Source organism: Vibrio sp. R78045 (genome assembly GCF_042466085.1).
In the GTDB taxonomy this organism is placed as follows: domain Bacteria; phylum Pseudomonadota; class Gammaproteobacteria; order Enterobacterales; family Vibrionaceae; genus Vibrio; species Vibrio cyclitrophicus.
In genome coordinates this window covers 1,536,012-1,559,228 of the sequence record NZ_JAXHBS010000013.1, presented here as the reverse complement: position 1 = coordinate 1,559,228, position 23,217 = coordinate 1,536,012, and the positions used below count along the sequence as shown (strand labels likewise).

The window sequence follows — 23,217 nt, the reverse complement described above, 5'->3', positions numbered from 1 at the left end:
TTCTGAAATAGATAATAGTGAAGATTGATAAAAGTTAGTTTGCCGAAAGGACGCTATTGTTGTTTCTAAAGACTGTCTTTCATTGAGCCTAGAAACGCCCTTGGAGACATGCCAAAGTGCTGAGAGAAGCGACGACTGAAAGCAGACACATCACTATAGCCCACATTTTCAGCAATCAATTGAACCGGTAAATCGGTATGAGTTAACAAGGCTTGGGCTTTCTCCATACGATAGCGAGTGATGTATTTAAGCGCACTGATACCCAGACATTCTTTGAAGCGTTTTTTGAATTGAGTGGGGCTCAAACAAGCCGTTTCTGCAAGTTGCGAAATGGATAATGGTTGTGTGTAATTATCCGCTATCAGCCTTTGTACAGCGCGGATTCTTGGGTCGATGCTCTTGCTCACTTGTTGTTGCTCTAACAGCAGTGAAAACACATCCAAGATGGATGACTCAATACCGCTATCGACCTGATATTCCAGCTGCTTCTCAACAAACAACAAGAAGCTCATCAAAGGTGGCGTTATCGTGAAAACCGAGAGCTCGTGCTCTAACAAATGCTGAGGCAACACAGCCATATCCGCGACAATAAACCGCGCTGCTTCGTCCGCTTTAAACGCATGTGCTGTGGTTACCGGAATCACCACACATTCGCCCACCGCCACTTTACCGACATACCCCACCATTTCGATATTAATACTGCCTTGGATCGGCAATACCAGTTGATGATGGTCATCATGAGTATGGGTATTAAATTGCTTGGTGTAAGATCGAATGCTTAAGCTAGATTTCATGAGCAACGCCGGAGTACATTTCGCTAGGTTAAAGTAAGAGATACAAAGTTACATTATCACTTCCCTAGAGTCACACTCAATGATCATCAAATTCATGCTAACTAGGTGACATGATCAAAAACGGCCTCTAAATGAGAGGCCGTTTTTATTCGAATGCTTAATCACGTCAAAGATTTAAAACGATACTTGGTTATCCTGACCAACCACTACCTGAACACTATTTTGAACTTCATAAATGTCAAAACCATCAGCAACCGGATCAGCATTGTCTTCATCACTGTCGTGTTGCGCGGTACAGGTATAACCCAATGAGTAAGTACCTGGATCAATAAATCCCAGAGAGAACTCATAGTTAGTCTGTGCTTCATTCATTGCCACTGATGCTGAAGTAATCGGCTTCACCTCATCGGAACCGCCAATAGGCGCCATGTCAGCTTTGTCGATATTACCTTCATACAAGTACACCGACTGAACATAAGTATTATCATTTGTAGGGTTACAAGCTTCAAAAGTGGTACTCGAAACAGTACCTTCAATGTTTCCTGTCTCAACCGTATTGATAAGGCTTACAGACGTTCTTTGAATAGTGTAATCAGGGAAAGTCGAACTGTTCTTTAGGCCACGTCGAAGATCGAACTCGACAACAAAATCGTTACTCTGTTGGTTCACATTAAATGAATCATTAAAGTAAAGCACGCCAGCGTTATCTTCTTTACCAACACCTTGCGGGCACGCGCCATTACCTTTCACCGTTAACTCACGAATCGAGTCATCGTTTTCTACAACATAAGATGGATGTGTCGGGTGGTCGCCATCATTCGCAAACACACATAGTTTATAGCTACCTACTGGAACTACCTCGTTTTCAATCAAAGGAAGTGCATCGCTTCCTTGGTAATCCAATAAATTGACACTTAATGGAATAGGATCTTCACCGTCTGGCAACGGGTCGCCATTTTCATCAACGTAATCACCGTTTTCGTCCGTTTTATACACGTCATACACTAGCGTTGTACCTCCCTGAATCGGAAGTAAAGCTACCTTGCTGAATGTCACCGTCACATCTTTAACATCATCGACGGGCGCATCACTCACACTCAAGGTAATGGGTGTCGTACTGCTTGATGATCCTGAGTCTCCGCCACAACCAACAAGCGCGGCCAACACAAGGCTAGCTAAAGCCGTTTCCTTTAAATATTTCATAACTCATTTCCTATAAAATCACTGCTCAATAAAGGGCTTATTGAGTGCCCTCTTATTCTTTTTCTTGTTGTGACCCATAAATAAACAGCGCTATTGTTTGATGTTTATATCCCTACTATTCAGGGCATTCCTCACCCAAAAAACACTGTTCATCAAGGTGCACATATCAAGTCGCACATAGGTTAATTAAGTCTAGTAAGTAAATTGTCAGTAGCAACGCATGTTTGGCAAAGGTGCTGTCAATTGTGTTGAAATAGTCGTTGAGTAGAAAATGGGAAGCAGGGATTGAAAGCAGCTTGATCAAAGTGAATAATCGCCACCAAGATCAAAAAAGGCCGTTAAGACAGCCTGTTGCTGAACTTAAACGACCTTTTCATTGAATTTTGATTAAGCTAATTCGATCTTAGCTCATTCAAATTGACTTATTTTTGAAGTTGTTCTTTAGCCGCTTCAACCTTAGAGAAATCTAGGCCAAGCTCTTCAACGGCTTCTTTGATTAGCGCAGGGTTTTGCATTACCTGACCCATCAGCATTTGAAGTTTATCTTGTGGTAAGCCAAGTTGGCTGATTGTCGCCATTGCTGCAAGAGGGTTCTCTGTCAGCGTCTTGAATATCTCGCTGATTTGCTCATCGCTAATATTGTTCTCTTTCAACATTGCTAAAATCGGGTTCATCACTTTACCTTTGAAACACTAAAATTAATAGAGCGCCAGTTTACCACCTAGCGCCTCTCGATAGTACCAGCAAGTTGTGCTTTGCTTAACCCAAGTTATTGCTTAGATTTTAGGCTTAACGCGACTCTAGCGGATAAGAGCGGTAACTCCACATGCCATAGGTTCTTAGAGCATCACGATAAATACCTAACAGTTCGCCACTGCTTGCATTTTTAAGACTTTCTAATGGCTTGTCTGGGTAAGCAACCGTATCAAATGTAATTCCTTGAGGGCCAGTTTGCCAGCTCGCAATTTCAAACAAAGTTTGACCACGACGAACATGGCTTGCCGAGCTAATAATGGTCGCATGCTTAATATTATGACGAGCAAGCGCATAGCTACTGAACAAAGCATTCCCTACCGTGCTAGTCGCATAGTTCTCTTCAATGATACGATCTTTACTCACCCCTTTTGAAATAAGCCAATTCGCCATCAACTTGCCTTCTGTCTTGTGGTTCTTAGGCACGCCACCCGTTAGCACAATCATCGCATCCGGGTTGGCTTTAGACATTGCCAATGTGGTTTCAAGACGTTCAATCAAGATCTCATGCATTGAACCATCTGGGTTCAGCGCGTAACCCAAAGTAACTATCGCGCCGTGATCGCTCAGTAGCCCTTTATCTGCTGATTCTTTCAACGGTGTTTCTAATACGCGATCGACCGTAGCAAAGATACGTTTGATGTCTTCGGCTTTGCCTTTGTTCAGGCTCTCAAGCTTCTGCATATGCTTGTTGGATTCACTATCATTACCATCGAATCTTTGCCAAACCGCAAGGTAAGAATGAAGATCGACATCGTCTGGCGCAACCGTCAACGCTTGCTCAAACAACTCAATAGCGCGCTCTGCATTCTTGTTGTAGATCTGAGCGTTCGCTGCCGAAATCAGCAAGTCAGTGCGGTAAGGTTCTAACTGGTAAGCTTCTAACAATCGATTCGTCACAATTTCCATGTTGCTTGGCATTTTAGCCGTGAAGCCAGCGTGAGAAATTCTTGCTGGAGACTTGAACGCTTGCAACGCATCAAGAAGTAGTTGGTCGACAACTTGTCGCTTAGTCACCAACTGCGCGTAATCCGCAGAAGCTTGTACTGCGCCATCGTTAGCAGCAAAAGAATAAGGAGTTGCGCCAAAAGCCAGCATGCCACCAAGAGCGAGGGCGATAATGTTCTTTTTCATGGAAAGATCCTGTGTCGTTAAGTGTTCACATCAGATTTGCTCCCCAATGTAAGCCCCTAGTATTAAAAAACCGTGAAGCACACCAGAATCTACAGCGTTAATATTCCTTGGTTGCATAAGATGTGGCTGCAGATCACGATTTTATGTGCCTAAACACGCTCGCCAATCTAACAAGTTGTTGTATAACAATGATGTTACTGACTATTTTCGAATATCTAGCTTCAAACTCACACGCCTCCCCCACCATAATCGACAATTACATTTAGACTGACGACCAACATGAAAGCTCACATTTAAACACATACTTTCAGATATTTAAGATTCTCAACCGCCAATAGGTTCACGCTAGCTTCTGCCCACCAACTGAAATTCAAACACCGCTCGTTTAAAAAAACAGGCCATTTTTCACATAATTTAAAATCAATTATTGAACGATCGTTCAAGTGGTGTTTTAATGGACGTCCAATACAAGGAGTTACCCCATGCTTAAGTTCTATTTTCACCAAACACCCAACCCAATGAAGATCGCTCTGTTTCTAGAAGAGACAGGCCTAGATTTTGAACTCGTTCCAGTTGATACCTTAAAAGGCGAGCAACACACACCGGAATATCGCTTAATAAATCCAAATGGCAAAACGCCAGCGATTGAAGATGACGGACAACGTGTATTCGACTCTAACGCTATCCTTCTTTACCTATCAGAGAAAACTGGCAAGCTAGCGGGGCAACCAGAAGACAGAGCAGAACTTCTATCTTGGATGATGTTCATCGCGAGCGGTCTTGGTCCATACTCTGGCCAATCGGTACACTTCCGTCATGCTGCCCCTGCAGGCCTAGACTACGCCGTGAACCGTTATCTACGTGAAGCACAACGTCACTACGAAGTGTTAGAAAAGCATATGGAAGGTCGTGAGTTTTTCGTCGGAAATGAGTACACCATTGTCGATGTCGCGGCATGGGGTTGGATTGATAAAGCACCTTTCGTGCTTGGTGAAGAAGGCCTAGAACCTTACCCGAACTTAAAGCGCTGGTTTGATGCAATCAACAGTCGCCCTGCCGCACTGCGCGCTCGCGAGATTGGTAAAGGCATTGAGTTTAAAACCGAACGTGATGAAGAAGCGAAACGAGCACTGTTTCCTTCGAATTATGCGAAGTAGAAAAATTGATAGTTAACACTCTTCTGAGTGATAGCTAAAACTCAAACATAAAGAGCCGCTAAAAAGCGGCTCTTTATGTTGAAAAGTCACAAGTTGATATTTTGTGTGGATTGATACCAAGGTTCAACATTCGTAACTATCCACTTCTCTCAAACACATTTCTGGACAGGAATTACTTAGAGCTTTTACTTAATTTGATAAAATAGGAATAACTTCAAGTATGGTAAATAACGTAACTCAGTGTCCCAAATTGCTAGAGCGGATACCGAGGTTCGCCTTTATTCCTTATAAAAGGTACACCTTTGTAGATATATTTTGCTCTCTGAAAATTCTTTCATGTCATGGCAGACACTTTTTAAGTGTTCATAAGCATCCACTTTTCCTACGAAAAAATTATGCACTAAGCTCACCTTTCCATTCACCGACATAGGGTATAGGTATTATGAATAATAAAGATCATTATTATTCAGTTCTATTTCTACGATAATATTCTCAGCTTTTAATTGACTTTGATCCACCATATCAATTAATGCGGGCTTCGCATCATAAAATGAAGCTGTTATTGGGTTCAAATATGTAGACATCAATGTGGCATACATAACCGTAATTTCTTCAACCTTGTTTTTATCAAAGTCACCACTAGCTAGAAATTTGAACACATACGCTTTCGGATTTGAGTGAAATTGGCTAGAAATAAGGCAAATTGAAGCTGTTTCCCCTACTTTTTCACAAGATAAGCTGTCGTATAACTTGGTTTGCGTAATATTTAGGGTGTCGCTGTTCTCAGATGCAGATGTTGGAAAAATCAAAAGCATACACAAAAATATCCCAATTAACTTTAAAACTTTCATAATTTACTCTCATTTCTAAGTATTGGATCGATACTCTTTTTAGTTATTTGTTCAAAACTTCTAACATTCATCCACCTAGATTTCTTATTAACAACTTTTTTATGTACTATTCGCTCACATGTAAACTGAGGCTTATCAGTAATTATACGTGGCCAATCATAACGTTAATCATACTCATGCTCAATCTAATGCCCGTATTGCCTAGCGCCTAGGATGTGAACATCAGAAATTTCCGAAAGTTTCCGTATAACTTCAGAGGATTCTGAGCACGATTTTAAACCTGCTCACATCCCAAAATGTATGGTCTGCCCCTCTTTTATCTGATTAGATTTGGTAGGGAAAACGCACGCCCCTTAATTTCGTAGATTATTTGGTCTAACGCATTTCGGGGCACTTTCGAGCCATACAGTGCCACGGGTTATAATTCATATCATCAAGATTCTGGAGGTACAATAGTTCCACGAATACCAATTAAATTACCAAATGGGTCTTCAACTTGGCACATGGAAAGTCCATTTTCGATATCGATAGGCCCACGATAAAGATGAGCGCCAAGTGTTTCGAAATGAGCCAAAGCAACAGGTAGGCTTGCAACAGACCAATATAAAACTGTACCACTTTTACCCGAACAAACTTTTTCGTCTGCTTGTGCGATTTCTAAAGAAAAACCATTTAGGTCAAGTATCGTGAAATCAAACTCTGGATAATGCACTGAGACAGCGTCAGGAAAAGCTTTCTTATACCATTCAAGCCCTTTAGCCACATCTGGGACATGAATAAGCACTGCCGATGGATTCATAATTCTCTCCTACCATTTAACGCTTTTAATAGGGCAAACGCTCGCCCACTACATCGAAAAGATCATTTGCTCTAAACGATTTCGGAACAATTCGATTTTATATATTCATATGATGGGATTTAAGTCGTTCACATAATTCCCATAAAGCTATTCGATTTGAATCGTACTTGAGAAGTTTACTCGCGTCAGATGCCTTACACCAACGGAACTCTGTGTGTTCCGAAGATAACTTTGGCTCACCTGAAACCTGCACTGAGAAGGAGTATTCTGGTATCACATAAGGGTGATCGCTCCATTTTTCATGACCAGAATAAAAAACTCTAGGTAACATACACATAGAATCTAGTTGAACCCAATCAATACTTGTTAACGAGGTTTCTTCATATAATTCTCTTTTTGCAGCTTCAAGCAAAGACTCATGATCTTCACCACCACCAGAAATTGCCTGCCATTCACCATTGTCTGTTCGGCAAGCAATCAGGAATATGGGGTCTGCCATTTCAAATTTGTATGGGAATATAAGTACCTGAAATGGTGCTCTCATTGAATTAGTTCCACTATTGTTACGCGTCAATAGATACTACAACCATTAGGAAAAGTTGGGTAATTTTCAGATTGAATTTTTCACGATTTTGTTGCGCAAACTCGGAAAGGGGCACTTTTGAGTTAGTAAATGCCACGTGTAAAAATTCAGGTCTATGAAGCCTCTGGTCAAAACTGAGTCAGTAATTTTGCTAAATTAACTGTGCCACCACAATCCAACAAATAGGCTGAAAATAGTTCGATTGGCGCTGATACATAATAGGACAAGGACTATCATTTACCGGCCCTAAATTTACAGACGAGAAGTGGTTTGGTAAAGGTATTGGCGTCGCTGTTAGAAAGCAAGATAACGAATTGAAAGATCTTATCGATAGCGGGCTACAAAGGCTAATTGACAATGGTCAACACCTAAAATAGCGAGCAAATACTTTTTGTGCAGCATATTACGAATGCTGTTCACTTTATAAGGCTATTTACCCATAAAATAGATTCTTTGCAAAGCCACTAAATAAGTTACCTGTTATTTTTCTCATACTGAAATAAAAACAGATTCACTCCGTTCTATTTACCTATAAGTTAGTGTGCAATTTTAAGTGAACAAACAGAATGAGTCATAGGGATCAGTTCTTAAATTAAACAAACGGTGGTGCAAAGATGAAAAATAGTAATTGGACAAAACCCAAGAAGTTTGACCGCAACATGATTGTTATTGGTGCAGGAGCGGGCGGCCTTGTGACTAGTTATATCGCAGCAGCGGTTAAGGCAAAAGTAACCTTGATTGAAGCTGGAGAGATGGGGGGTGATTGTCTGAATTACGGTTGTGTACCCAGCAAAGCCATAATTAAGAGTGCCAAGATGGCAAACTCTATAGAAAATTCACACCACTATGGTTTAGACAACTTCACTCCTCAATTTTCTTTTAAAAAAGTCATGCAAAGAGTACACGATATTATAGCTGAAGTTGCACCTCATGACAGCGTTGAACGTTATACGAATTTGGGTGTAGAGGTACAGAAAGGATATGGGAAGTTACTTGACCCCTGGACTGTGGAAATAGCCTATGACGATGGTACGACAACTACACTAACGGCTCGCAGTATCGTAATTGCCACTGGTGCACGTCCGTTTGTGCCGCCATTACCCGGCATTGAAGATACGGGGTATGTAACCAGTGATACACTTTGGTCCGAGTTCGCTAAGCTTGATGAAGCACCAAAAAAGCTGGTTGTTTTAGGAGGAGGTCCAATTGGCTGTGAGTTAGCTCAGTCCTTTTCTCGTCTAGGATCCAATGTGACGCAAATAGAAATGGCAGAAAGAATCATGATACGTGAAGATGTTGAAGTTTCTGAGTTTGCCACACAAGCGCTGAAAAAGAGCGGGGTCAATATCTTATCTTCTCATCAAGCACTTCGATGCGAGCAACGAGCCGACAAAAAATTTATAATTGTGAAGCATGATGATCAAGAAATAGAGGTTGAATACGATCAGTTGTTATGTGCTGTCGGACGTAGTGCTCGTCTTGAAGGATACGGTTTAGAGGAACTAGGTATTGAAACTAATCGCACAATTGTGACTAACGAATACTTAGAAACAATTTACCCAAATATCTATGCGGCGGGTGATATAGTTGGCCCATACCAGTTTACACATGTTGCAGCCCATCAAGGTTGGTATGCTGCCGTCAACGCACTATTTGGTCATTTTAAAAAATTCAAGGTGGACTATCGAGTGATCCCTTGGACAACATTTATTGATCCTGAGATTGCACGAGTTGGCATCAATGAATATGAAGCAAAAGAAAAGGGCATCGATTATGAAGTGACTCGATTTGAATTTAAGGAACTTGATAGAGCAATAACAGAAAGCTCAACAGACGGGTTTATTAAAGTCATTACGCCAAGAGGTAAAGATAAGATCTTGGGTGTTACTATTATATCTGAGCACGCGGGTGATCTAATAGCAGAATTTGTGCTAGCCATGAAACATGGCCTAGGCCTAAATAAAATATTAGGAACGATACACAGCTATCCTACGTGGGCTGAAGGCAATAAGTACGCAGCAGGAGAGTGGAAACGCAATCACGCACCGCAGACAGTATTGAAACTATTAGAAAAATATCACACATGGAAACGTGGTTAACAGCAATGGTACGGTAAAAGTGATGTGTTTTTAAAGTTTGTATAAGTGCCAATAATCTTCAGGCCGCATTGTGCGGGCTGAAGCTGTTGCCGCCCTACTTGGACTATTATTTGCTTAGCACGTTCCACACTTCAATAAATAGCCTTCTTAGCATTGAATGATGAGAAAATGGGTAATGCCTGTTTAAGTCATGAGCAACACACAAACTAAGTCGCTGCGTAGTACCTTAAACACTTAAAAAAACACTGCTAACCCAGAGCGCCAAGTGTTGCGAATCTGCTCAAATTATTTGTATGTTCATTTGCCTCAACGGTCTAATAGCTGCACAAATTTTTCTAAACTAGGCATTTCTTCGTGATGTGTCGCTGAGCCACCAATGATATCCCAAGGTGCTTTAGACCTAACGAAGATATGTTGAGTTACTTTAAGCCCATGTTCTTCAAGTAGTCCAGCTGGAAGCCATACTACTTTCGACCTCTTAGCTTATTAGGTACTGGACTCCCACAACGACCGCAAAAATTAACACTGTATCCACTATCAAGATTAAACTCTTGAATATCCGACGCCTTTTTTATCCAATTAAATTCTATCTCATTTACTATCGCAGCTGTATTTGAGGACGAACCCGTTGATTTACGACACACTGAGCAGTGACACTGATACAAGCTAGGCTTAACACCTTTAACTTCAAACTGAATATCACCGCATAAACAAGAACCCTTCATTAATACTCCTGATTGACGTAGCGCTTTCTGTACGGAGAGTGTCTGTATTTTATAAAGACATGATTCAGGCTTACAATAATAAATCAATAGGTTAGTTACAAAGAAAACGGGTTAGACTGCTCTGTGTGACAAAACAAAGGGATTAGCAGCGTTCAGATCATTTCTAGTAGGGGAAAACGCACGCCTCTAGACTTTGTAAAGTACTTGGTCTAAATGATTTTGGGGCAGTTCTGAGTTACGACATGCCAACTGTGAAGATTCTGGACAGAAACATTTAGACACTTCGAACGGGGTTTATCCTTCAGATAATCTTTGGTATCTAAAACACGATGGCCACCGCTTACTTACAGTGGTCATTTTTGCGTAGTTTCTATACTAAATCTCCCCAAAAAATGGCCAAAATTGTCTTTGGCCATTCAAATTGAACTATTATTTGCTCGGTTGGATGCAGGTAGCTTTAACTCGATTCATGGGTTTTCGCAAAAACGTGGAGCCAAAAATCATCAAACCGCCAAATACGTAGAATATGGTAATTGTTTTCCATTCACTATCCCAGAAATTGATCACTAACCATGAGAATAGAGACGCTACAATCAACTGAGCAGATCCATTCAGAGATGAAGCTCTACCAGATTGTTGAGAAAACTCACTTAAAGCTAATGTTGTTCCCGCTGACATCAATAACGCAAACCCAAAACTTCCTAAACAGCTTGGAGCCATGAAATGCCAAACATTGACATCCGTCATAAAGTGATAGGCACTAAAACCGAAACCAGATACCAACAGAATAACAGAGCCAGCTTTGATGATTGATTCTTCGCTACATCTACCAATCAGTTTTACAGCTAAAAGACTTCCTGCAGTGATTGAGAAAGCATTAATAGCGAAAAGCAAACCGAAGTACTCTGTACCTATACCAAACTGTTCGATGATTACTAGTGGTGAACTTGAGAAGAATACCAACTGTGTGGAGAAACCCAATGAACAAGCCATGCAGCCAATAATAAAACTCCGGGTAGTAAGTAATTTTGCATACAAGTTACTTCCGGCATCAGAAGTATCTTGGTTAACGTCGACCTTTGAAGGAAGAGGTTTATACCTATTAACTAAGATGCAAAATATCATGTAGATTGCTAAGAAAGAAAAGCAAGCTTCCCAGTTGAACACCGCCGTTAAGAGGCCTCCTAATAGTGGAGCCAAAACCGGCACGACACTGAGCACACTGCTAAAGAGGCCAAATACTTTACCGCTTATTTCCTTTTTAAAAATCTTTGGCACACTAGAGAAAACTGATACAGCGACCGTACCAGCACCCAAGCCCTGAACAAAGCGCATCAGTACCAATAAACTTAGAGACTCGCTAAAAACAATAGCAACAGAAGCGGCTGCACAAAGCGTAATACCTATGTTAAATGCTTTTTGACACCCATGTTTATCGATGTAAGGCCCGAATATTAGCTGTCCAATACTCAAGGCAAACACATAAACACTTATGAGTAATTGCGTTGATTGCTGGCTTGCACCAAAAGCATCGTTTATTGCCGGTAGTGCAGGGATAAAAATATCCAACCCTAATGACGAAACAGCTACGATTGGAAAAAGCCAAAAAGAATATGATAGTTTTTCTTTCATTAGCAAACCCTAACCTTTTGAGCATTAAAAGTAGATGTATTGTCACCAGTCATTTCTAGAGGCATTTTGATTAGCGGAGAACTCCCTGTCAGTTGATTACACATAGATTGATAAACTGCTGAGACCAGGACGGCTCCGTGCTCATGTTGACTAAAGTCAGACTTCATCTCTTCTCTAGTGATTTCTCCACGTAAAGCTTCAACAAACTCAAAGAAGCACTTGCTCTTTGGCTTACCAAGAAGCCCGATAGACTCACCCTCTAACTTTTCAATGTCATCAAGTCTGATAACTTCTGTAGGTTTACCGCCAATCAGCTTATTGTTTCTAAAGATAAAAATTGCAATGTGCCTTTTTGTTCCAACTACTTCTGCGTTGCTATCAGCATTTTCATTAGAGTCATCTGACTTGTATGAGTGCAAATGAATGGTTTGGAACGGCCCTTGTTGGATAATATGCGATTCGTGAGAAACCCGGCCATTACCTTTGTATAGCTCTATTCCTTCGATAGAAGGCCAGCTCCTGCGAGAAAACCCATTATGAGTTAGATTAAGCAAAGCTGTTGTAACCACATTATTGCCATTTTTGAATGCAATACTGCTCTGACAGTCTACCTCACCTAAATCCTGCATAAGTTCATGAAGTTCTGCTTCACTGTGCGGATTGTTTTTGCAAAACTCTTCCGCACCGAACAGCCTTTCATAGTCCTCAAGATTGAACTGAGATAGGACATCTAACGGTCTAACAGCATGTGAAAATACTTCGATATGCTCATAAAATTTTGACTCACTGAGTCCAGCAGAAAGTATGTAAGGAACGATATCAAAGAAGTGATACCCAGTATGGGAGCACTTACCGTAACCCTGGTTGTACCCATGATAGATTTCCTCTACACATTCAGTAGGGGTTCTCCATTGACCATCAGAGTGAAAGGTTTGGATGTTCGTTACAGGGCAATTCGTTTTTGCAAAGCAGTTACTTATCTCATTACGGATAAGCTCTATGGTTGTTTGGTATCTTCTCTGAGCAAGCAAAGAGAAAATTATGTTTGGATCTTTTTCCTTTGCCTTCTCGTATTCATCGTTCAAGAAATAGTAATCTTCTGCAATCTTTTCAGCGCTGCTAAGTTCAGAAGATACATTCATATTTGCGGAAATGGGTTTATCCATTAGGACAGGAAGACCCGCTCTTAACGCCCAGGTTCCATAGGCTCGGTGTACTAGCGGTTCAGTGGCGATGATAATCGCATTGATAGAGTGTTTATCTACGATTGAGTCTAGCAGTTCTATAGTAGAGGTATTTAGCTGATCTTGGACCGGTTCATCGTTGTTTAGATAGTACATTTCGGGCTGCATTACCTTACCATCAAGGTACTTCTCAACTCGACCTTGCTTGGATTTCAGGTCTATTGCAGCTTTCAAAACTAAAGTTGAATCGTTAGTAATATTCTCGAAGATAGGATGAAAGATTCGTTTGGAATGTGGACCGAATCCAATCAATAGGAAGTTAATTTTCTTGTTGTTTTCGTTCATTTTTATTTTTAGCCAATTTGTTGTGAATATCAAATTAAATGTCCAACTAAAGCCGTGTAGCTAACGAGCCTCGCATTGTGATAACGTTTCCACAAAATAACTCTAATTGCATCATTTATAAATATGGTTTCACATAAAAACTAGCTTGTATACATGTAAACGCTTACACTTCCTATTGACAATTTTGTGATTTTTAATGTTAAAACGACTTCCTATACGAATAAAATTGATTCATCAACCCAAAGAGTTCACCTTCTTCAGATAGCTTTCCTCTTGTCTGAATCTCTCCTAAACAGCCTGTTGGACACTTTGCAAAACAAGCTGTTTCATAATTTAACGGTAAACTGTTACCCATTTGATTTTGACCAAGAGCATTACTCAATTTTTTCTAAATTTAGGAAGGTAGGTTCTAAAAAGGTTTGGGGCAAAAGTGTGTCAGCAACTTTACTATCGAGGTGTCGATAAGTGTGGTGATGTCATTGATTATGGCCTCAGCCCCTATAGTGATGAAGTGGTTGCTAATACCTTATTGTATTGATTTTTCCTTGCCTTTAATAATCAATAGTGCCAAAAAAGATACAGCTAATGCCACTATAGAAACGATTGTTCCGATGTTCCCACTTGGTGCAAAATCCCAATCATTAAAGAAAAAGGCAGGTACGATAAAAACTTCCACTGTATATATCCACAAATTATAAATCGCATGAAGAATTATAGCGCTATATATACTCATGTATTCCAGTAGAACTATAGATGCAGTGATACCTAGAGAAAAAGCAACGACAGGGTCTTCATGGCCGTAGGCGAATAAGAGTGACGATAAAATTACGCCTATAAACTTGCTTCTCAAGAGTAAGCATATGCTACTTAGCAAGATAAACCTGAAGAAAAACTCCTCTGATAACGGAGCTAATATAACGGTCTCGAAAAGATATTTTAGCTTCTCGCTTACCTCCAGTTCACCACTAACGAGAAATCCTACGATATAGTCGACTTCTTGTCCCGTGACATATTGCCGGATAAATTCCATATAGAACAACGTGAAACAGGCCACGCCAATCGCTAGCACAGTAACTGGGAGTATATGATGTGTAAAAGAGGAAATTTGTGGAGTTACTGAAAAGAGGCTATTTTCACTCTTCTTTAAAGTGAGCATCATTACAAACGCCACTACCAAAAAAAGGCCTCGAAGATCATTAAAACTCATGTCGCCCCATAGGTAATATAAGGCAAGTGCCAATATGCCTATGGATAACGATGTCTTAAGTCCTACGGTGGGAAAGTTATCCATTTATACCATATCTAAATTTGTTAATTTCCGCATTTAAAGAGTACATTTTATATCATCAGCCTCACATTAATTTCAATCGTATCGAGATCTTCACGACTAAATAATCTGGTAAAAAACTGGAACAGGATATGTATGGGTTTAGCTCTGACGGATTTTGAGGCATTTCTGAGGTAGAACGAGCCACGGGTAAAAATTCAACCTGTGAAGGTTCTGGACAGGAATTACTTAGAGCTTTTACTTAATTTGATAAAATAGGAATAACTTCAAGTATGGTAAATAACGTAACTCAGTGTCCCAAATTGCTAGAGCGGATACCGAGGTTCGCCTTTATTCCTTATAAAAGGTACACCTTTGTAGATATATTTTGCTCTCTGAAAATTCTTTCATGTCATGGCAGACACTTTTTAAGTGTTCATAAGCATCCACTTTTCCTACGAAAAAATTATGCACTAAGCTCACCTTTCCATTCACCGACATAGGGTATAGGTATGATGAATAATAAAGATCATTATTATTCAGTTCTATTTCTACGATAATATTCTCAGCTTTTAATTGACTTTGATCCACCATATCAATTAATGCGGGCTTCGCATCATAAAATGAAGCTGTTATTGGGTTCAAATATGTAGACATCAATGTGGCATACATAATCGTAATTTCTTCAACCTTGTTTTTATCAAAGTCACCACTAGCTAGAAATTTGAACACATACGCTTTCGGATTTGAGTGAAATTGGCTAGAAATAAGGCAAATTGAAGCTGTTTTCCCTACTTTTTCACAAGATAAGCTGTCGTATAACTTGGTTTGCGTAATATTTAGGGTGTCGCTGTTCTCAGATGCAGATGTTGGAAAAATCAAAAGCATACACAAAAATATCCCAATTAACTTTAAAACTTTCATAATTTACTCTCATTTCTAAGTATTGGATCGATACTCTTTTTAGTTATTTGTTCAAAACTTCTAACATTCATCCACCTAGATTTCTTATTAACAACTTTTTTATGTACTATTCGCTCACATGTAAACTGAGGCTTATCAGTAATTATACGTGGCCAATCATAACGTTAATCATACTCATGCTCAATCTAATGCCCGTATTGCCTAGCGCCTAGGATGTGAACATCAGAAATTTCCGAAAGTTTCCGTATAACTTCAGAGGATTCTGAGCACGATTTTAAACCTGCTCACATCCCAAAATGTATGGTCTGCCCCTCTTTTATCTGATTAGATTTGGTAGGGAAAACGCACGCCCCTTAATTTCGTAGATTATTTGGTCTAACGCATTTCGGGGCAATAATGTGTTTGCAAGTCCCAAAAAAAGAGCCGCAAAAGCGGCTCTTGATTTTCAAACTATTCGAATTTGTTCAGATTACTCTTTACCGAATACGTTGTTCTCTTGCTCTTGTACACGGATGAAAGTTGTACGCTTAGTTAGCTCTTTTAGCTTCGCTGCGCCGACGTATGTACAAGTTGAACGTACACCACCAAGGATGTCAGAAATTGTGTTGTGAACAGAACCACGGTATGGAAGTAAAACAGTTTTACCTTCTGCCGCGCGGTACTTAGCAACACCACCTGAGTGCTTGTCCATAGCCGACTGAGACGACATGCCGTAAAATTTCATGTATTGCTTACCGTCTTGCTCTACAACTTCACCGCCTGACTCAGAGTGACCAGCTAGCATGCCGCCTAGCATTACGAAGTCAGCACCACCGCCGAACGCTTTAGATACGTCACCCGCACATGAACAGCCACCGTCACCGATGATCATGCCGCCAAGGCCGTGTGCTGCGTCGCCACACTCGATGATTGCAGAAAGTTGAGGGTAGCCTACGCCTGTTTTAACACGTGTAGTACAAACTGAACCTGGGCCGATACCAACCTTAACGATGTCTGCACCCGCTAGGATTAGCTCTTCAACCATATCACCTGTTACAACGTTACCTGCAGAGATCACTTTGTCTGGGAATTCAGCACGTACTTTTTGTACGTACTCAACTAGGTGCTCTGAGTAGCCGTTAGCGATATCAATACAGATAAATACGAAATCTTCGCTAAGAGTCATGATTTGCTTAACTTTTTCGAATTCAGCTTCAGACGTACCCGTTGATACAAATACGTTGTTCAGTGTTTTCTTGTCTGCTGTTTTAGCGAACTCAGCCCACTGCTCTACTGTGTAGTGCTTGTGTACTGCAGTCATAACACCGTGCTCTGCTAGAGCAGCTGCCATTTCAAAGCTTGCTACCGAATCCATGTTAGCTGCAATTACTGGAGTACCAGACCATTGACGACCGCTATGCTTGAATGTAAAATCACGGGTTAATTCAACTTGAGAACGGCTTTTAAGGGTAGAACGCTTCGGACGGAAGAGTACATCTTTGAAACCTAACTTAAGTTCTTGTTCGATACGCATGGTGTTTTCCTTGATTCATAAAATTATGTGTCTCTCGCGAAATGCGTAGTAAAACCGTTGGCAGACGAGTTTACTTTTCTTCGGACACAAAAAAACCGGAGCGTTGGCAGACGCTCCGGTTTTCAGCATTATAGGTCGTGATTTAGTAACAGCAAGTCTGATATTTCACTTTTTTTTATGCTATCCTCTCAAAGACTCCATACCTGCTTCAAACCCCTCAGCTTTACTTTTCCACTAAATTCTTATTAATTAATAACTTAGCGAACTATTCACGCAAACGCTGTCGGTTTATTGCGCAATCGTTTTCCTCCCTATTTCACTCAATATCACCCTCATTAAGCAAATATGTGAAGAAAGTGCCTCGAAATCACATAAAAATCACACTTTTCTCCAACAAAAAATTGTCTTTTTTCTTAAATAAATTCGATTTTTTCCCAAATTTTCTTTGTTCTCGACCAAATTAGGTAATCTCATCACCTTGCCAACTAGCCCCAATTTGGAAAAGCACTGTGCAATGGGTTCGATTTTGAGGTCGAGATTCACTTGGGTTTGAGAATCCAGCCCTCGCACTCCATTAAATAATGCTTTCAAGCTCAAGCTTTATAAATCTAATTTCTATTAACCCGTAGCATTACCGTTCCAAAAGCACATTTCGTGGCTGCCCTTTCGTTCATTTAACCTGGAAGACTCTGCAAAGCGCACAGAAAAAGAAGATTGGTTGACGTGTAAAACTTGGGGGAAAGACAAGATTTAAAGAATAGAAAGAAAAAAAATGGCTAAAGTGGTTAACCTTAGCCATTTTTATTCGCTGATCAGACTGATGCTAATACGCACATAGAAAAGTGCTGTTTAGTGAATAGAGCAGTGCTAGTTCTTTTGAGAAACTAACGCTTCAGCGGTCGCATCTTGAATAGATAAGAACAATGAGCTGACTTGCCCTGTTGGTGAGCGCATTGGGTTCAGCGTCACGTTCTGATACATGAAATCGGCTTGTTGGGTTACTGGCCTAACGTTACGACACTTAAACAGATAAGGCCTTTGTTGCCATGTAATGAAGCTGCGGCAACCTAGGTCATAGACTGGCTTGGTTTTCAGCCTAAACCACTCTTCAGGGATCTCTGGGAATAACTCAAAGATCGACTTACCGATCGCATCATGCGATTGCTTACCGCTATGGTGCGTCATGAAGCCATTCCAAACTTGTACCTGAAAGTCACGATTAATGACCACCAGCCCCATATCGACGTTTTGAACCATGTCCACCATCCAGTGGAACTGTTCAAATTCAGCAGGAAGATTCAGCATATTAAAACTCCTCCATTAGGTAGGCCAATTTGTTGTCTAGAAGAGGCAGAGACTCATCGACAAACATAAACAAAAGGTCACAACGGATAGAAGTGCCATCAATGTTGTAGCTGACTTCGAAAGTCATGGTCTTCTTAAATGAGCCACTTGTGTTTTCGATGACCGAATCGATCGAGATGTGTTGCCCGAGCAGTACAGGAGAGCTCTGGAAGAAACGAACTTCAGATTGCTCCCCTAGTCCATTCAAGAATGAGCCTACAAGGATGTTAGATACATCCATCAGTAGCTCTAATTCTTCCAACTGTTCGCTTTCGGTTGGCACTTTCATGAGCTTTTTAAGGTCGCTCACACTGGAATCGCTCAACAAGACTAATGCTTCGCCTGCGATGCCTTCTCCGCTGAAACCTTGGCAAACACCCGATACTTGGTCATTGTCAGCTAGGTCACGAAGTGCCATGTGCAATTCACTCACTTCGAAGATGTTAACGTTCGGCAGTGGTAAATGAACAAACACATTGAAGTGACGAGCCAATGCATCTGCTGCACGACCAATCGCTACGTTCGCAACTTCCATGTAGATGTCACGTCGGCGAAGAATTGGGAGTTCTAAAGGCGAAGGCGTAATGAGTTGAGGCTGTTTTGGTGGCTCAACATGCTCACGTAAAATGGCTTTTAACGCTTCTTTATCGATCGGCTTTTGCAAAAACGCTTTAGCACCAAGGTCCATTACCTTCTGTTGCGCTTTTGGCTGGATATCACCAGAAACAACCACAACAGGCGTGGTATCGCCTAAACGTTGCATCTCTTCCAATGTGCCATAGCCGTCTAATTCCGGCATGGTGAGGTCGAGGAACATAAGTTTGAACTGGTTTTGAGCTAACTCTTCAAGTGCATTAAGCCCATGAACAGCAAAAGTTATATCTGCATTTAGAGAACTAGGCAGTGACCGAGCCATTTGCTTCCTTGCTAACGCAGAATCATCACATATAAGAACTGGGAACGACATAAATGCACCACCGACAAATTAAAGCTAACTGGCACGAGTGTAACAGATCATTATGGTATCAGGTACGGGGTGAATAGATTTATATGTAGATTATTAGTAAGAATGATGAAACAGGCAGGTAAGCTATTATTTGACATTATTCTTTATGAAAAACAATATGCTACAAAGGTAATAACAACCTGTAATTATAGAGCAATAGCACTTTTTTGGGTGAAACAACGCGGCGAATTTATGAAATGCCAGCCTTAATAAGTGGGTTTATTATGGCTCGAACGACTCATACATTTATCGCCTTTATAGGTCCAACAAACAAGCGCAAACAAAGTAGCACTGACCCACAAGGCGAGTATCCAAAAGTTAATGTAAACGCTATGGGAAAAAAGCTAGAACTGATAGGACGGCCATAGAATCAGTAACGCAAAACGTATGATCACGGCAAAAACCAATAGAGCGATCCCTAAACGGTACCATTTATATTCAGCTATATTCATTGGGATACGCTTGTAAAACATCGTAATCACCCCTTTCCAATCGCTACTGCGCCTTCCATATTGCATCATGCTTGTTAAAACAAACAGTGCACCAAGCACCAACATTCCTTTTTCAGCCCAGAACAATCCAACTTCCATTTGTGCATTCCTTGATAAAACATTAAGCAACTCGAATCATTCTAGTCACCTTTTAGCTCGGTTTCTGTAAGACCAAGGTCTAACTCGTTTTCTGCTTATCTAAACATAGTACTGAATTGAACGCAGTTAACTGAACGGCGTGTTCATCTCGAGTTCAGCTTGGCTACCTATACTCATGTTTCCATTAACAGGAGAAACTCAATGAAATCACTGAAAAAGTCGCTTTGTGTCTTAACTGCTTCAGCTTTACTCGTTACCGCTCCGTTTGTGAGTGCTTCATCACCACAACAACTGCCTCAGCCAGTATTGAGCCCGCTACAAATGGTCATTGCTTCTTTAAACCTAACCGAAGAGCAACAAGCAGAAGTGTTCTCTTTTGTAGAAGACTATCAATCCGATAGAACAGAGATTGATATGGATAAAGCAATAGAGCTTAAGAAGAAACAGATCAGCCTTGTGACTCAACCGGATTTTGATGAAGCTGAAATGGAAAAGGTCATCGACACGGTTCAAGCAACCGAGAAGTCGATGGTGATGCAAGAAATGCGTCTTAAGAACAACATCTATAACGTGTTGACTGAAGAGCAGAAAGAGCAATTCAAAACAATGATGAAGTCCGTGTTGTCTGGTAACAAATAGACGCCACTCTTTGCCTTGATAGCGATGGTTAATCCTTGCCCGTAGATACATATCGCATGCAACATAAGACCGAATCAGAAAAATGAGAACAGAAAAAGCCGCAGTCGTTACGATGACTGCGGCTTCTGTGTTTAATGTGTAACTAGCGGCTCACGAATAAACATGATTCGATAGATCCGGGAACTTGCTGTTCTTTTGAATGACACGCATCAGTTGGATGAGCAGCAGAATACCTGTCACACCCAAACCAACACCGATTCCGCCCCAAATTCCTGCTAATTCGAACTTAGGCATCAAATACCAAGCAGCAGGTAGTCCAAATACCCAGTAACCAATGGCAGTCATTACGGTTGGCATCGAGACAATCTTCATGCCTCTTAACAGATTAATCGCCAACAGTTGCCAAGCATCAACAATAAAACACAGAGCGACGACCCAAATAACAGAAGCCAGCAATGAAGTCATCGCCCCTGTACCATCATCCAATTTGAAGATAGAAGCGATCATTTCCGGCCACAGGATAAACACGGCAGATAACACCACGCTCAATACCGATACTAAAATAAAGCTCTGAATTGACGTTCGTTTAATTCCTTCAAAATTACCCGCACCATAATCGCGTCCCACCAAAATTGCGGCTGCTTGCGAGAAACCGAAATTGAAGTTCCAGGTAAAGCTTAAACATTGAAGCAAGATTTGATGCAGCGCCAACGAGGCAATACTGATCGTCCCCGCCATTAAGGTGCCGCCGTAAATAAGCCCATGCTCAAGCAACGCCGCCAAGCCGATAGGTAAACCCATTAACAACAACGGGCTCATCAACTTGATTGAGTACTCTTCTGTGTTTAACCAAGGGGCGAACTGCTTGAATTCATCACGCTTAAATACCCAAACCGTGTATCCAACCATCACGATAAATGCCGCGATAGCGGTTCCTAAGCCTAAACCCGTTAAGCCCATATCTAACTGGAACGTCAGTAAATAACTCACCGGCACATTTAAAATTACGGTGATAATAGACATCACAAGAATAGAGCGCACGTTACCAAACGCACTGGTTAAGCCACGAAGAACCAACAATATAAGGGAAGGCAGCATCACCCATTTCAGAGCGTGTACATATTCCATGGCTAAAGTGATCACTTCTGGTGGTTGCTTGGCCGCTTCTAATACCAGTGGCGCAAACCAGAAGCTGGCCATTAAGGTCACACTGAGCACGAATGCCAACATGGTTGCGCCTTTCACCGCTAATCTGATTTGAGTATTACCAAACTCTGGGCGAGCGACTCGCTGACCATAAGCAATAGCAATCAAGTTCGCGACACAGCCTACCGTACTGCTCGCAATAATGAAGATGAAGAAGTAGATAGAGGCCCCTAATCCACCAGCCGCAAGCGCCGACACACTGATGCGTGACATCATCCAAACATCAGTAAGGACTAGAGCCATGGATATCAGCTGTGAAATGATCAAAGGGAATGCAAGAGTGAGTATTTTTTTCATGAGCGCCTCAGTTAATTTCGCCCAAAATACGATCGATGGGGCTAGCGTTCAATTGATAAATTTGCGACTCTAACATTCCATAAACTCATGCGAACGAATTATGACCCCATATCCGAGCTTGCCATCATCACATAATGGTTTGAAAGCCTTTGAAGCTGCAGCAAGGCTGATGAGCTTTACGTTAGCTGCCGATGAGCTTCACGTAACACAGAGTGCGATCAGCCGTCAGATCAAACAGCTTGAAGATGAGCTCAGCGCATCACTGGTTGTTCGCAAACACAGAGCAATTGAACTCACACCTCAAGGGCATGATTTGTATAGAGTATTGCGTGAGAGCTATGGAAATATCGAAGCGGTAATGGCGTCTTGGAAAGATCCCAAGCAAAAACGAATCGTGATTAAAGCCACCTTGAGCTTTGCAACCCGTGTGCTGATATCCAAAGTGCGCGAGTTGAATGAACGCTACCCCGACTATGAGATAGTGATTGTTCCAGTAATAGAAGAAGATGAGGCAATCAATAGTAGTGAGTATGATTTATTGATCTTTCACACTCGCTTCAAAAAACGTTACGACAACGCACCAGATATTACCTTCTTACGTGAAGAGTTTATGGCTCCGGTTTGTTCCACGAACGTTATTACTGAGGACACCGATTTAACTTCCATTTTAACGATGCCTCGTATTCACCCAACACTCGATCACCACGACTGGAAAGTGTGGTTGGCTGATGTCGAATCCCCTCCAAAGAAGCCTGTCAGAAATACCAGTTTCTTATCGTTAGATATGGCACTCAGTGCCTGTTTATCGGGTGAAGGTGTCACGGTAACGGATCTCCTTTTGGTCTTAAAGGAACTGCAACGTGGCTTTTTATATTGTCCGGAGCACGCCAAACTACAACACAGTGCTTGGACGTATTACATTCACCAGCGCACTCATACTCCTGTGATAGACGATATTATTGACTGGCTCAGAGAAGAAACAGCAAAAGAGATTGAGTTACTCAAGCAATTGGCACTGCAATACCATTGGTCTGGCGTAATTAAAGCGCAAGATTAACTCAAAAATAGTAAGCAAAAACCTCAAAACCAGACACAAATAAGCCGCAACTCTTACTGCGGCTCATGCTTTCTGAACAGTCATGTTTAGCTTTTATTCTGGCTTTCCAGATAAC

21 protein-coding genes and 1 pseudogene are annotated in these 23,217 nt (G+C 41.2%); 5 read left to right on the top strand and 17 right to left on the bottom strand.

Annotated features, from left to right (window positions below):
* Nucleotides 1-65: 65 nt before the first annotated feature.
* From SJY39_RS17380 to SJY39_RS17365, 4 genes are all read right to left on the bottom strand, one after another.
* Nucleotides 66-794 carry a helix-turn-helix domain-containing protein gene (locus tag SJY39_RS17380; RefSeq protein ID WP_372264188.1) on the bottom strand — a complete coding sequence of 243 codons (729 nt, stop codon included), beginning with the start codon at nucleotides 792-794 and terminating at the stop codon, nucleotides 66-68.
* A 174-nt stretch (nucleotides 795-968) separates the two neighbouring features.
* Nucleotides 969-1,997 (bottom strand): DUF4382 domain-containing protein, encoded by a 1,029-nt coding sequence (locus SJY39_RS17375; RefSeq protein WP_016789043.1) that lies wholly within the window; start codon nucleotides 1,995-1,997, stop codon nucleotides 969-971.
* A 422-nt stretch (nucleotides 1,998-2,419) separates the two neighbouring features.
* Entirely contained in the window at nucleotides 2,420-2,671 is a 252-nt protein-coding gene (locus tag SJY39_RS17370) for a DUF2999 family protein (protein ID WP_009844829.1), read from the bottom strand.
* A 115-nt stretch (nucleotides 2,672-2,786) separates the two neighbouring features.
* A complete protein-coding gene (locus SJY39_RS17365; protein WP_016768293.1) occupies nucleotides 2,787-3,884 on the bottom strand; it encodes a YdcF family protein in 1,098 nt (365 codons plus the stop codon).
* Between the two features lie 482 nt (nucleotides 3,885-4,366).
* On the opposite strand from SJY39_RS17365, the gene SJY39_RS17360 reads away from it, so the two are divergent.
* Nucleotides 4,367-5,041 (top strand): glutathione S-transferase family protein, encoded by a 675-nt coding sequence (locus tag SJY39_RS17360; RefSeq protein ID WP_010430545.1) that lies wholly within the window; start codon nucleotides 4,367-4,369, stop codon nucleotides 5,039-5,041.
* A gap of 440 nt (nucleotides 5,042-5,481) precedes the next feature.
* On the opposite strand, the gene SJY39_RS17355 is transcribed toward SJY39_RS17360, so the two are convergent.
* The 3 genes from SJY39_RS17355 to SJY39_RS17345 form a co-directional block, all read right to left on the bottom strand.
* On the bottom strand, nucleotides 5,482-5,892 hold the full coding sequence (locus SJY39_RS17355; RefSeq protein WP_016796825.1) for a hypothetical protein: 411 nt from the start codon (nucleotides 5,890-5,892) through the stop codon (nucleotides 5,482-5,484).
* Between the two features lie 433 nt (nucleotides 5,893-6,325).
* Nucleotides 6,326-6,691 carry a glyoxalase/bleomycin resistance/dioxygenase family protein gene (locus SJY39_RS17350; protein ID WP_010430556.1) on the bottom strand — a complete coding sequence of 122 codons (366 nt, stop codon included), beginning with the start codon at nucleotides 6,689-6,691 and terminating at the stop codon, nucleotides 6,326-6,328.
* Nucleotides 6,692-6,788: 97 nt separating this feature from the next.
* Nucleotides 6,789-7,235 carry an NUDIX pyrophosphatase gene (locus tag SJY39_RS17345; protein ID WP_016793350.1) on the bottom strand — a complete coding sequence of 149 codons (447 nt, stop codon included), beginning with the start codon at nucleotides 7,233-7,235 and terminating at the stop codon, nucleotides 6,789-6,791.
* Between the two features lie 260 nt (nucleotides 7,236-7,495).
* Here SJY39_RS17345 and SJY39_RS17340 point away from each other — a divergent pair.
* Nucleotides 7,496-7,701 (top strand): annotated as a pseudogene (locus SJY39_RS17340) (hypothetical protein); the annotation flags it as partial.
* 187 nt (nucleotides 7,702-7,888) lie between these two features.
* The gene (locus tag SJY39_RS17335; RefSeq protein ID WP_016785411.1) at nucleotides 7,889-9,373 is read left to right on the top strand and encodes an NAD(P)/FAD-dependent oxidoreductase; all 1,485 of its coding nucleotides are present in this window, start codon (nucleotides 7,889-7,891) and stop codon (nucleotides 9,371-9,373) included.
* Between the two features lie 464 nt (nucleotides 9,374-9,837).
* On the opposite strand, the gene SJY39_RS17330 is transcribed toward SJY39_RS17335, so the two are convergent.
* From SJY39_RS17330 to SJY39_RS17290, 9 genes are all read right to left on the bottom strand, one after another.
* Nucleotides 9,838-10,098, bottom strand: coding sequence for a GFA family protein (locus tag SJY39_RS17330; protein WP_231109876.1), 261 nt, complete (start codon nucleotides 10,096-10,098; stop codon nucleotides 9,838-9,840).
* A 429-nt stretch (nucleotides 10,099-10,527) separates the two neighbouring features.
* Complete coding sequence (locus SJY39_RS17325; RefSeq protein WP_390242356.1) at nucleotides 10,528-11,730, bottom strand: multidrug effflux MFS transporter; 1,203 nt, start codon at nucleotides 11,728-11,730, stop codon at nucleotides 10,528-10,530.
* Nucleotides 11,730-13,292 carry a Gfo/Idh/MocA family oxidoreductase gene (locus tag SJY39_RS17320; RefSeq protein ID WP_016793349.1) on the bottom strand — a complete coding sequence of 521 codons (1,563 nt, stop codon included), beginning with the start codon at nucleotides 13,290-13,292 and terminating at the stop codon, nucleotides 11,730-11,732. The genes SJY39_RS17325 and SJY39_RS17320 overlap by 1 nt, the downstream gene beginning before the upstream one ends.
* Before the next feature lie 493 nt (nucleotides 13,293-13,785).
* The gene (locus SJY39_RS17315) at nucleotides 13,786-14,550 is read right to left on the bottom strand and encodes a CPBP family intramembrane glutamic endopeptidase (protein ID WP_016793348.1); all 765 of its coding nucleotides are present in this window, start codon (nucleotides 14,548-14,550) and stop codon (nucleotides 13,786-13,788) included.
* Nucleotides 14,551-14,877: 327 nt separating this feature from the next.
* Complete coding sequence (locus SJY39_RS17310; protein WP_016799304.1) at nucleotides 14,878-15,450, bottom strand: hypothetical protein; 573 nt, start codon at nucleotides 15,448-15,450, stop codon at nucleotides 14,878-14,880.
* Between the two features lie 469 nt (nucleotides 15,451-15,919).
* Entirely contained in the window at nucleotides 15,920-16,963 is a 1,044-nt protein-coding gene (locus SJY39_RS17305; protein WP_010430569.1) for a GMP reductase, read from the bottom strand.
* Between the two features lie 867 nt (nucleotides 16,964-17,830).
* A complete protein-coding gene (locus tag SJY39_RS17300; protein ID WP_004731659.1) occupies nucleotides 17,831-18,268 on the bottom strand; it encodes a PAS domain-containing protein in 438 nt (145 codons plus the stop codon).
* Between the two features lies 1 nt (nucleotide 18,269).
* Complete coding sequence (locus tag SJY39_RS17295) at nucleotides 18,270-19,274, bottom strand: response regulator (RefSeq protein ID WP_010430576.1); 1,005 nt, start codon at nucleotides 19,272-19,274, stop codon at nucleotides 18,270-18,272.
* 383 nt (nucleotides 19,275-19,657) lie between these two features.
* Entirely contained in the window at nucleotides 19,658-19,903 is a 246-nt protein-coding gene (locus SJY39_RS17290) for a hypothetical protein (protein ID WP_010430578.1), read from the bottom strand.
* A gap of 201 nt (nucleotides 19,904-20,104) precedes the next feature.
* Here SJY39_RS17290 and SJY39_RS17285 point away from each other — a divergent pair, with 201 nt between their 5' ends.
* Entirely contained in the window at nucleotides 20,105-20,542 is a 438-nt protein-coding gene (locus SJY39_RS17285) for a Spy/CpxP family protein refolding chaperone (protein ID WP_010430581.1), read from the top strand.
* Nucleotides 20,543-20,692: 150 nt separating this feature from the next.
* Here the strand turns inward: SJY39_RS17285 and SJY39_RS17280 are convergent, their stop codons facing one another.
* Nucleotides 20,693-22,045: an MATE family efflux transporter gene (locus SJY39_RS17280; protein WP_016767323.1), complete on the bottom strand. Its 1,353-nt coding sequence runs from the start codon at nucleotides 22,043-22,045 to the stop codon at nucleotides 20,693-20,695.
* Between the two features lie 100 nt (nucleotides 22,046-22,145).
* On the opposite strand from SJY39_RS17280, the gene SJY39_RS17275 reads away from it, so the two are divergent.
* The gene (locus SJY39_RS17275) at nucleotides 22,146-23,102 is read left to right on the top strand and encodes a LysR family transcriptional regulator (protein ID WP_016784215.1); all 957 of its coding nucleotides are present in this window, start codon (nucleotides 22,146-22,148) and stop codon (nucleotides 23,100-23,102) included.
* Nucleotides 23,103-23,217: the final 115 nt, after the last annotated feature.

Coding starts and splice junctions, on each gene's coding strand:
- SJY39_RS17380 (WP_372264188.1), bottom strand. CDS start 794: ATGAAATCTAGCTTAAGCATTCGATCTTACACCAAGCAATTTAATACC.
- SJY39_RS17375 (WP_016789043.1), bottom strand. CDS start 1,997: ATGAAATATTTAAAGGAAACGGCTTTAGCTAGCCTTGTGTTGGCCGCG.
- SJY39_RS17370 (WP_009844829.1), bottom strand. CDS start 2,671: ATGAACCCGATTTTAGCAATGTTGAAAGAGAACAATATTAGCGATGAG.
- SJY39_RS17365 (WP_016768293.1), bottom strand. CDS start 3,884: ATGAAAAAGAACATTATCGCCCTCGCTCTTGGTGGCATGCTGGCTTTT.
- SJY39_RS17360 (WP_010430545.1), top strand. CDS start 4,367: ATGCTTAAGTTCTATTTTCACCAAACACCCAACCCAATGAAGATCGCT.
- SJY39_RS17355 (WP_016796825.1), bottom strand. CDS start 5,892: ATGAAAGTTTTAAAGTTAATTGGGATATTTTTGTGTATGCTTTTGATT.
- SJY39_RS17350 (WP_010430556.1), bottom strand. CDS start 6,691: ATGAATCCATCGGCAGTGCTTATTCATGTCCCAGATGTGGCTAAAGGG.
- SJY39_RS17345 (WP_016793350.1), bottom strand. CDS start 7,235: ATGAGAGCACCATTTCAGGTACTTATATTCCCATACAAATTTGAAATG.
- SJY39_RS17335 (WP_016785411.1), top strand. CDS start 7,889: ATGAAAAATAGTAATTGGACAAAACCCAAGAAGTTTGACCGCAACATG.
- SJY39_RS17330 (WP_231109876.1), bottom strand. CDS start 10,098: ATGAAGGGTTCTTGTTTATGCGGTGATATTCAGTTTGAAGTTAAAGGT.
- SJY39_RS17325 (WP_390242356.1), bottom strand. CDS start 11,730: ATGAAAGAAAAACTATCATATTCTTTTTGGCTTTTTCCAATCGTAGCT.
- SJY39_RS17315 (WP_016793348.1), bottom strand. CDS start 14,550: ATGGATAACTTTCCCACCGTAGGACTTAAGACATCGTTATCCATAGGC.
- SJY39_RS17310 (WP_016799304.1), bottom strand. CDS start 15,450: ATGAAAGTTTTAAAGTTAATTGGGATATTTTTGTGTATGCTTTTGATT.
- SJY39_RS17305 (WP_010430569.1), bottom strand. CDS start 16,963: ATGCGTATCGAACAAGAACTTAAGTTAGGTTTCAAAGATGTACTCTTC.
- SJY39_RS17300 (WP_004731659.1), bottom strand. CDS start 18,268: ATGCTGAATCTTCCTGCTGAATTTGAACAGTTCCACTGGATGGTGGAC.
- SJY39_RS17295 (WP_010430576.1), bottom strand. CDS start 19,274: ATGTCGTTCCCAGTTCTTATATGTGATGATTCTGCGTTAGCAAGGAAG.
- SJY39_RS17290 (WP_010430578.1), bottom strand. CDS start 19,903: ATGGAAGTTGGATTGTTCTGGGCTGAAAAAGGAATGTTGGTGCTTGGT.
- SJY39_RS17285 (WP_010430581.1), top strand. CDS start 20,105: ATGAAATCACTGAAAAAGTCGCTTTGTGTCTTAACTGCTTCAGCTTTA.
- SJY39_RS17280 (WP_016767323.1), bottom strand. CDS start 22,045: ATGAAAAAAATACTCACTCTTGCATTCCCTTTGATCATTTCACAGCTG.
- SJY39_RS17275 (WP_016784215.1), top strand. CDS start 22,146: ATGACCCCATATCCGAGCTTGCCATCATCACATAATGGTTTGAAAGCC.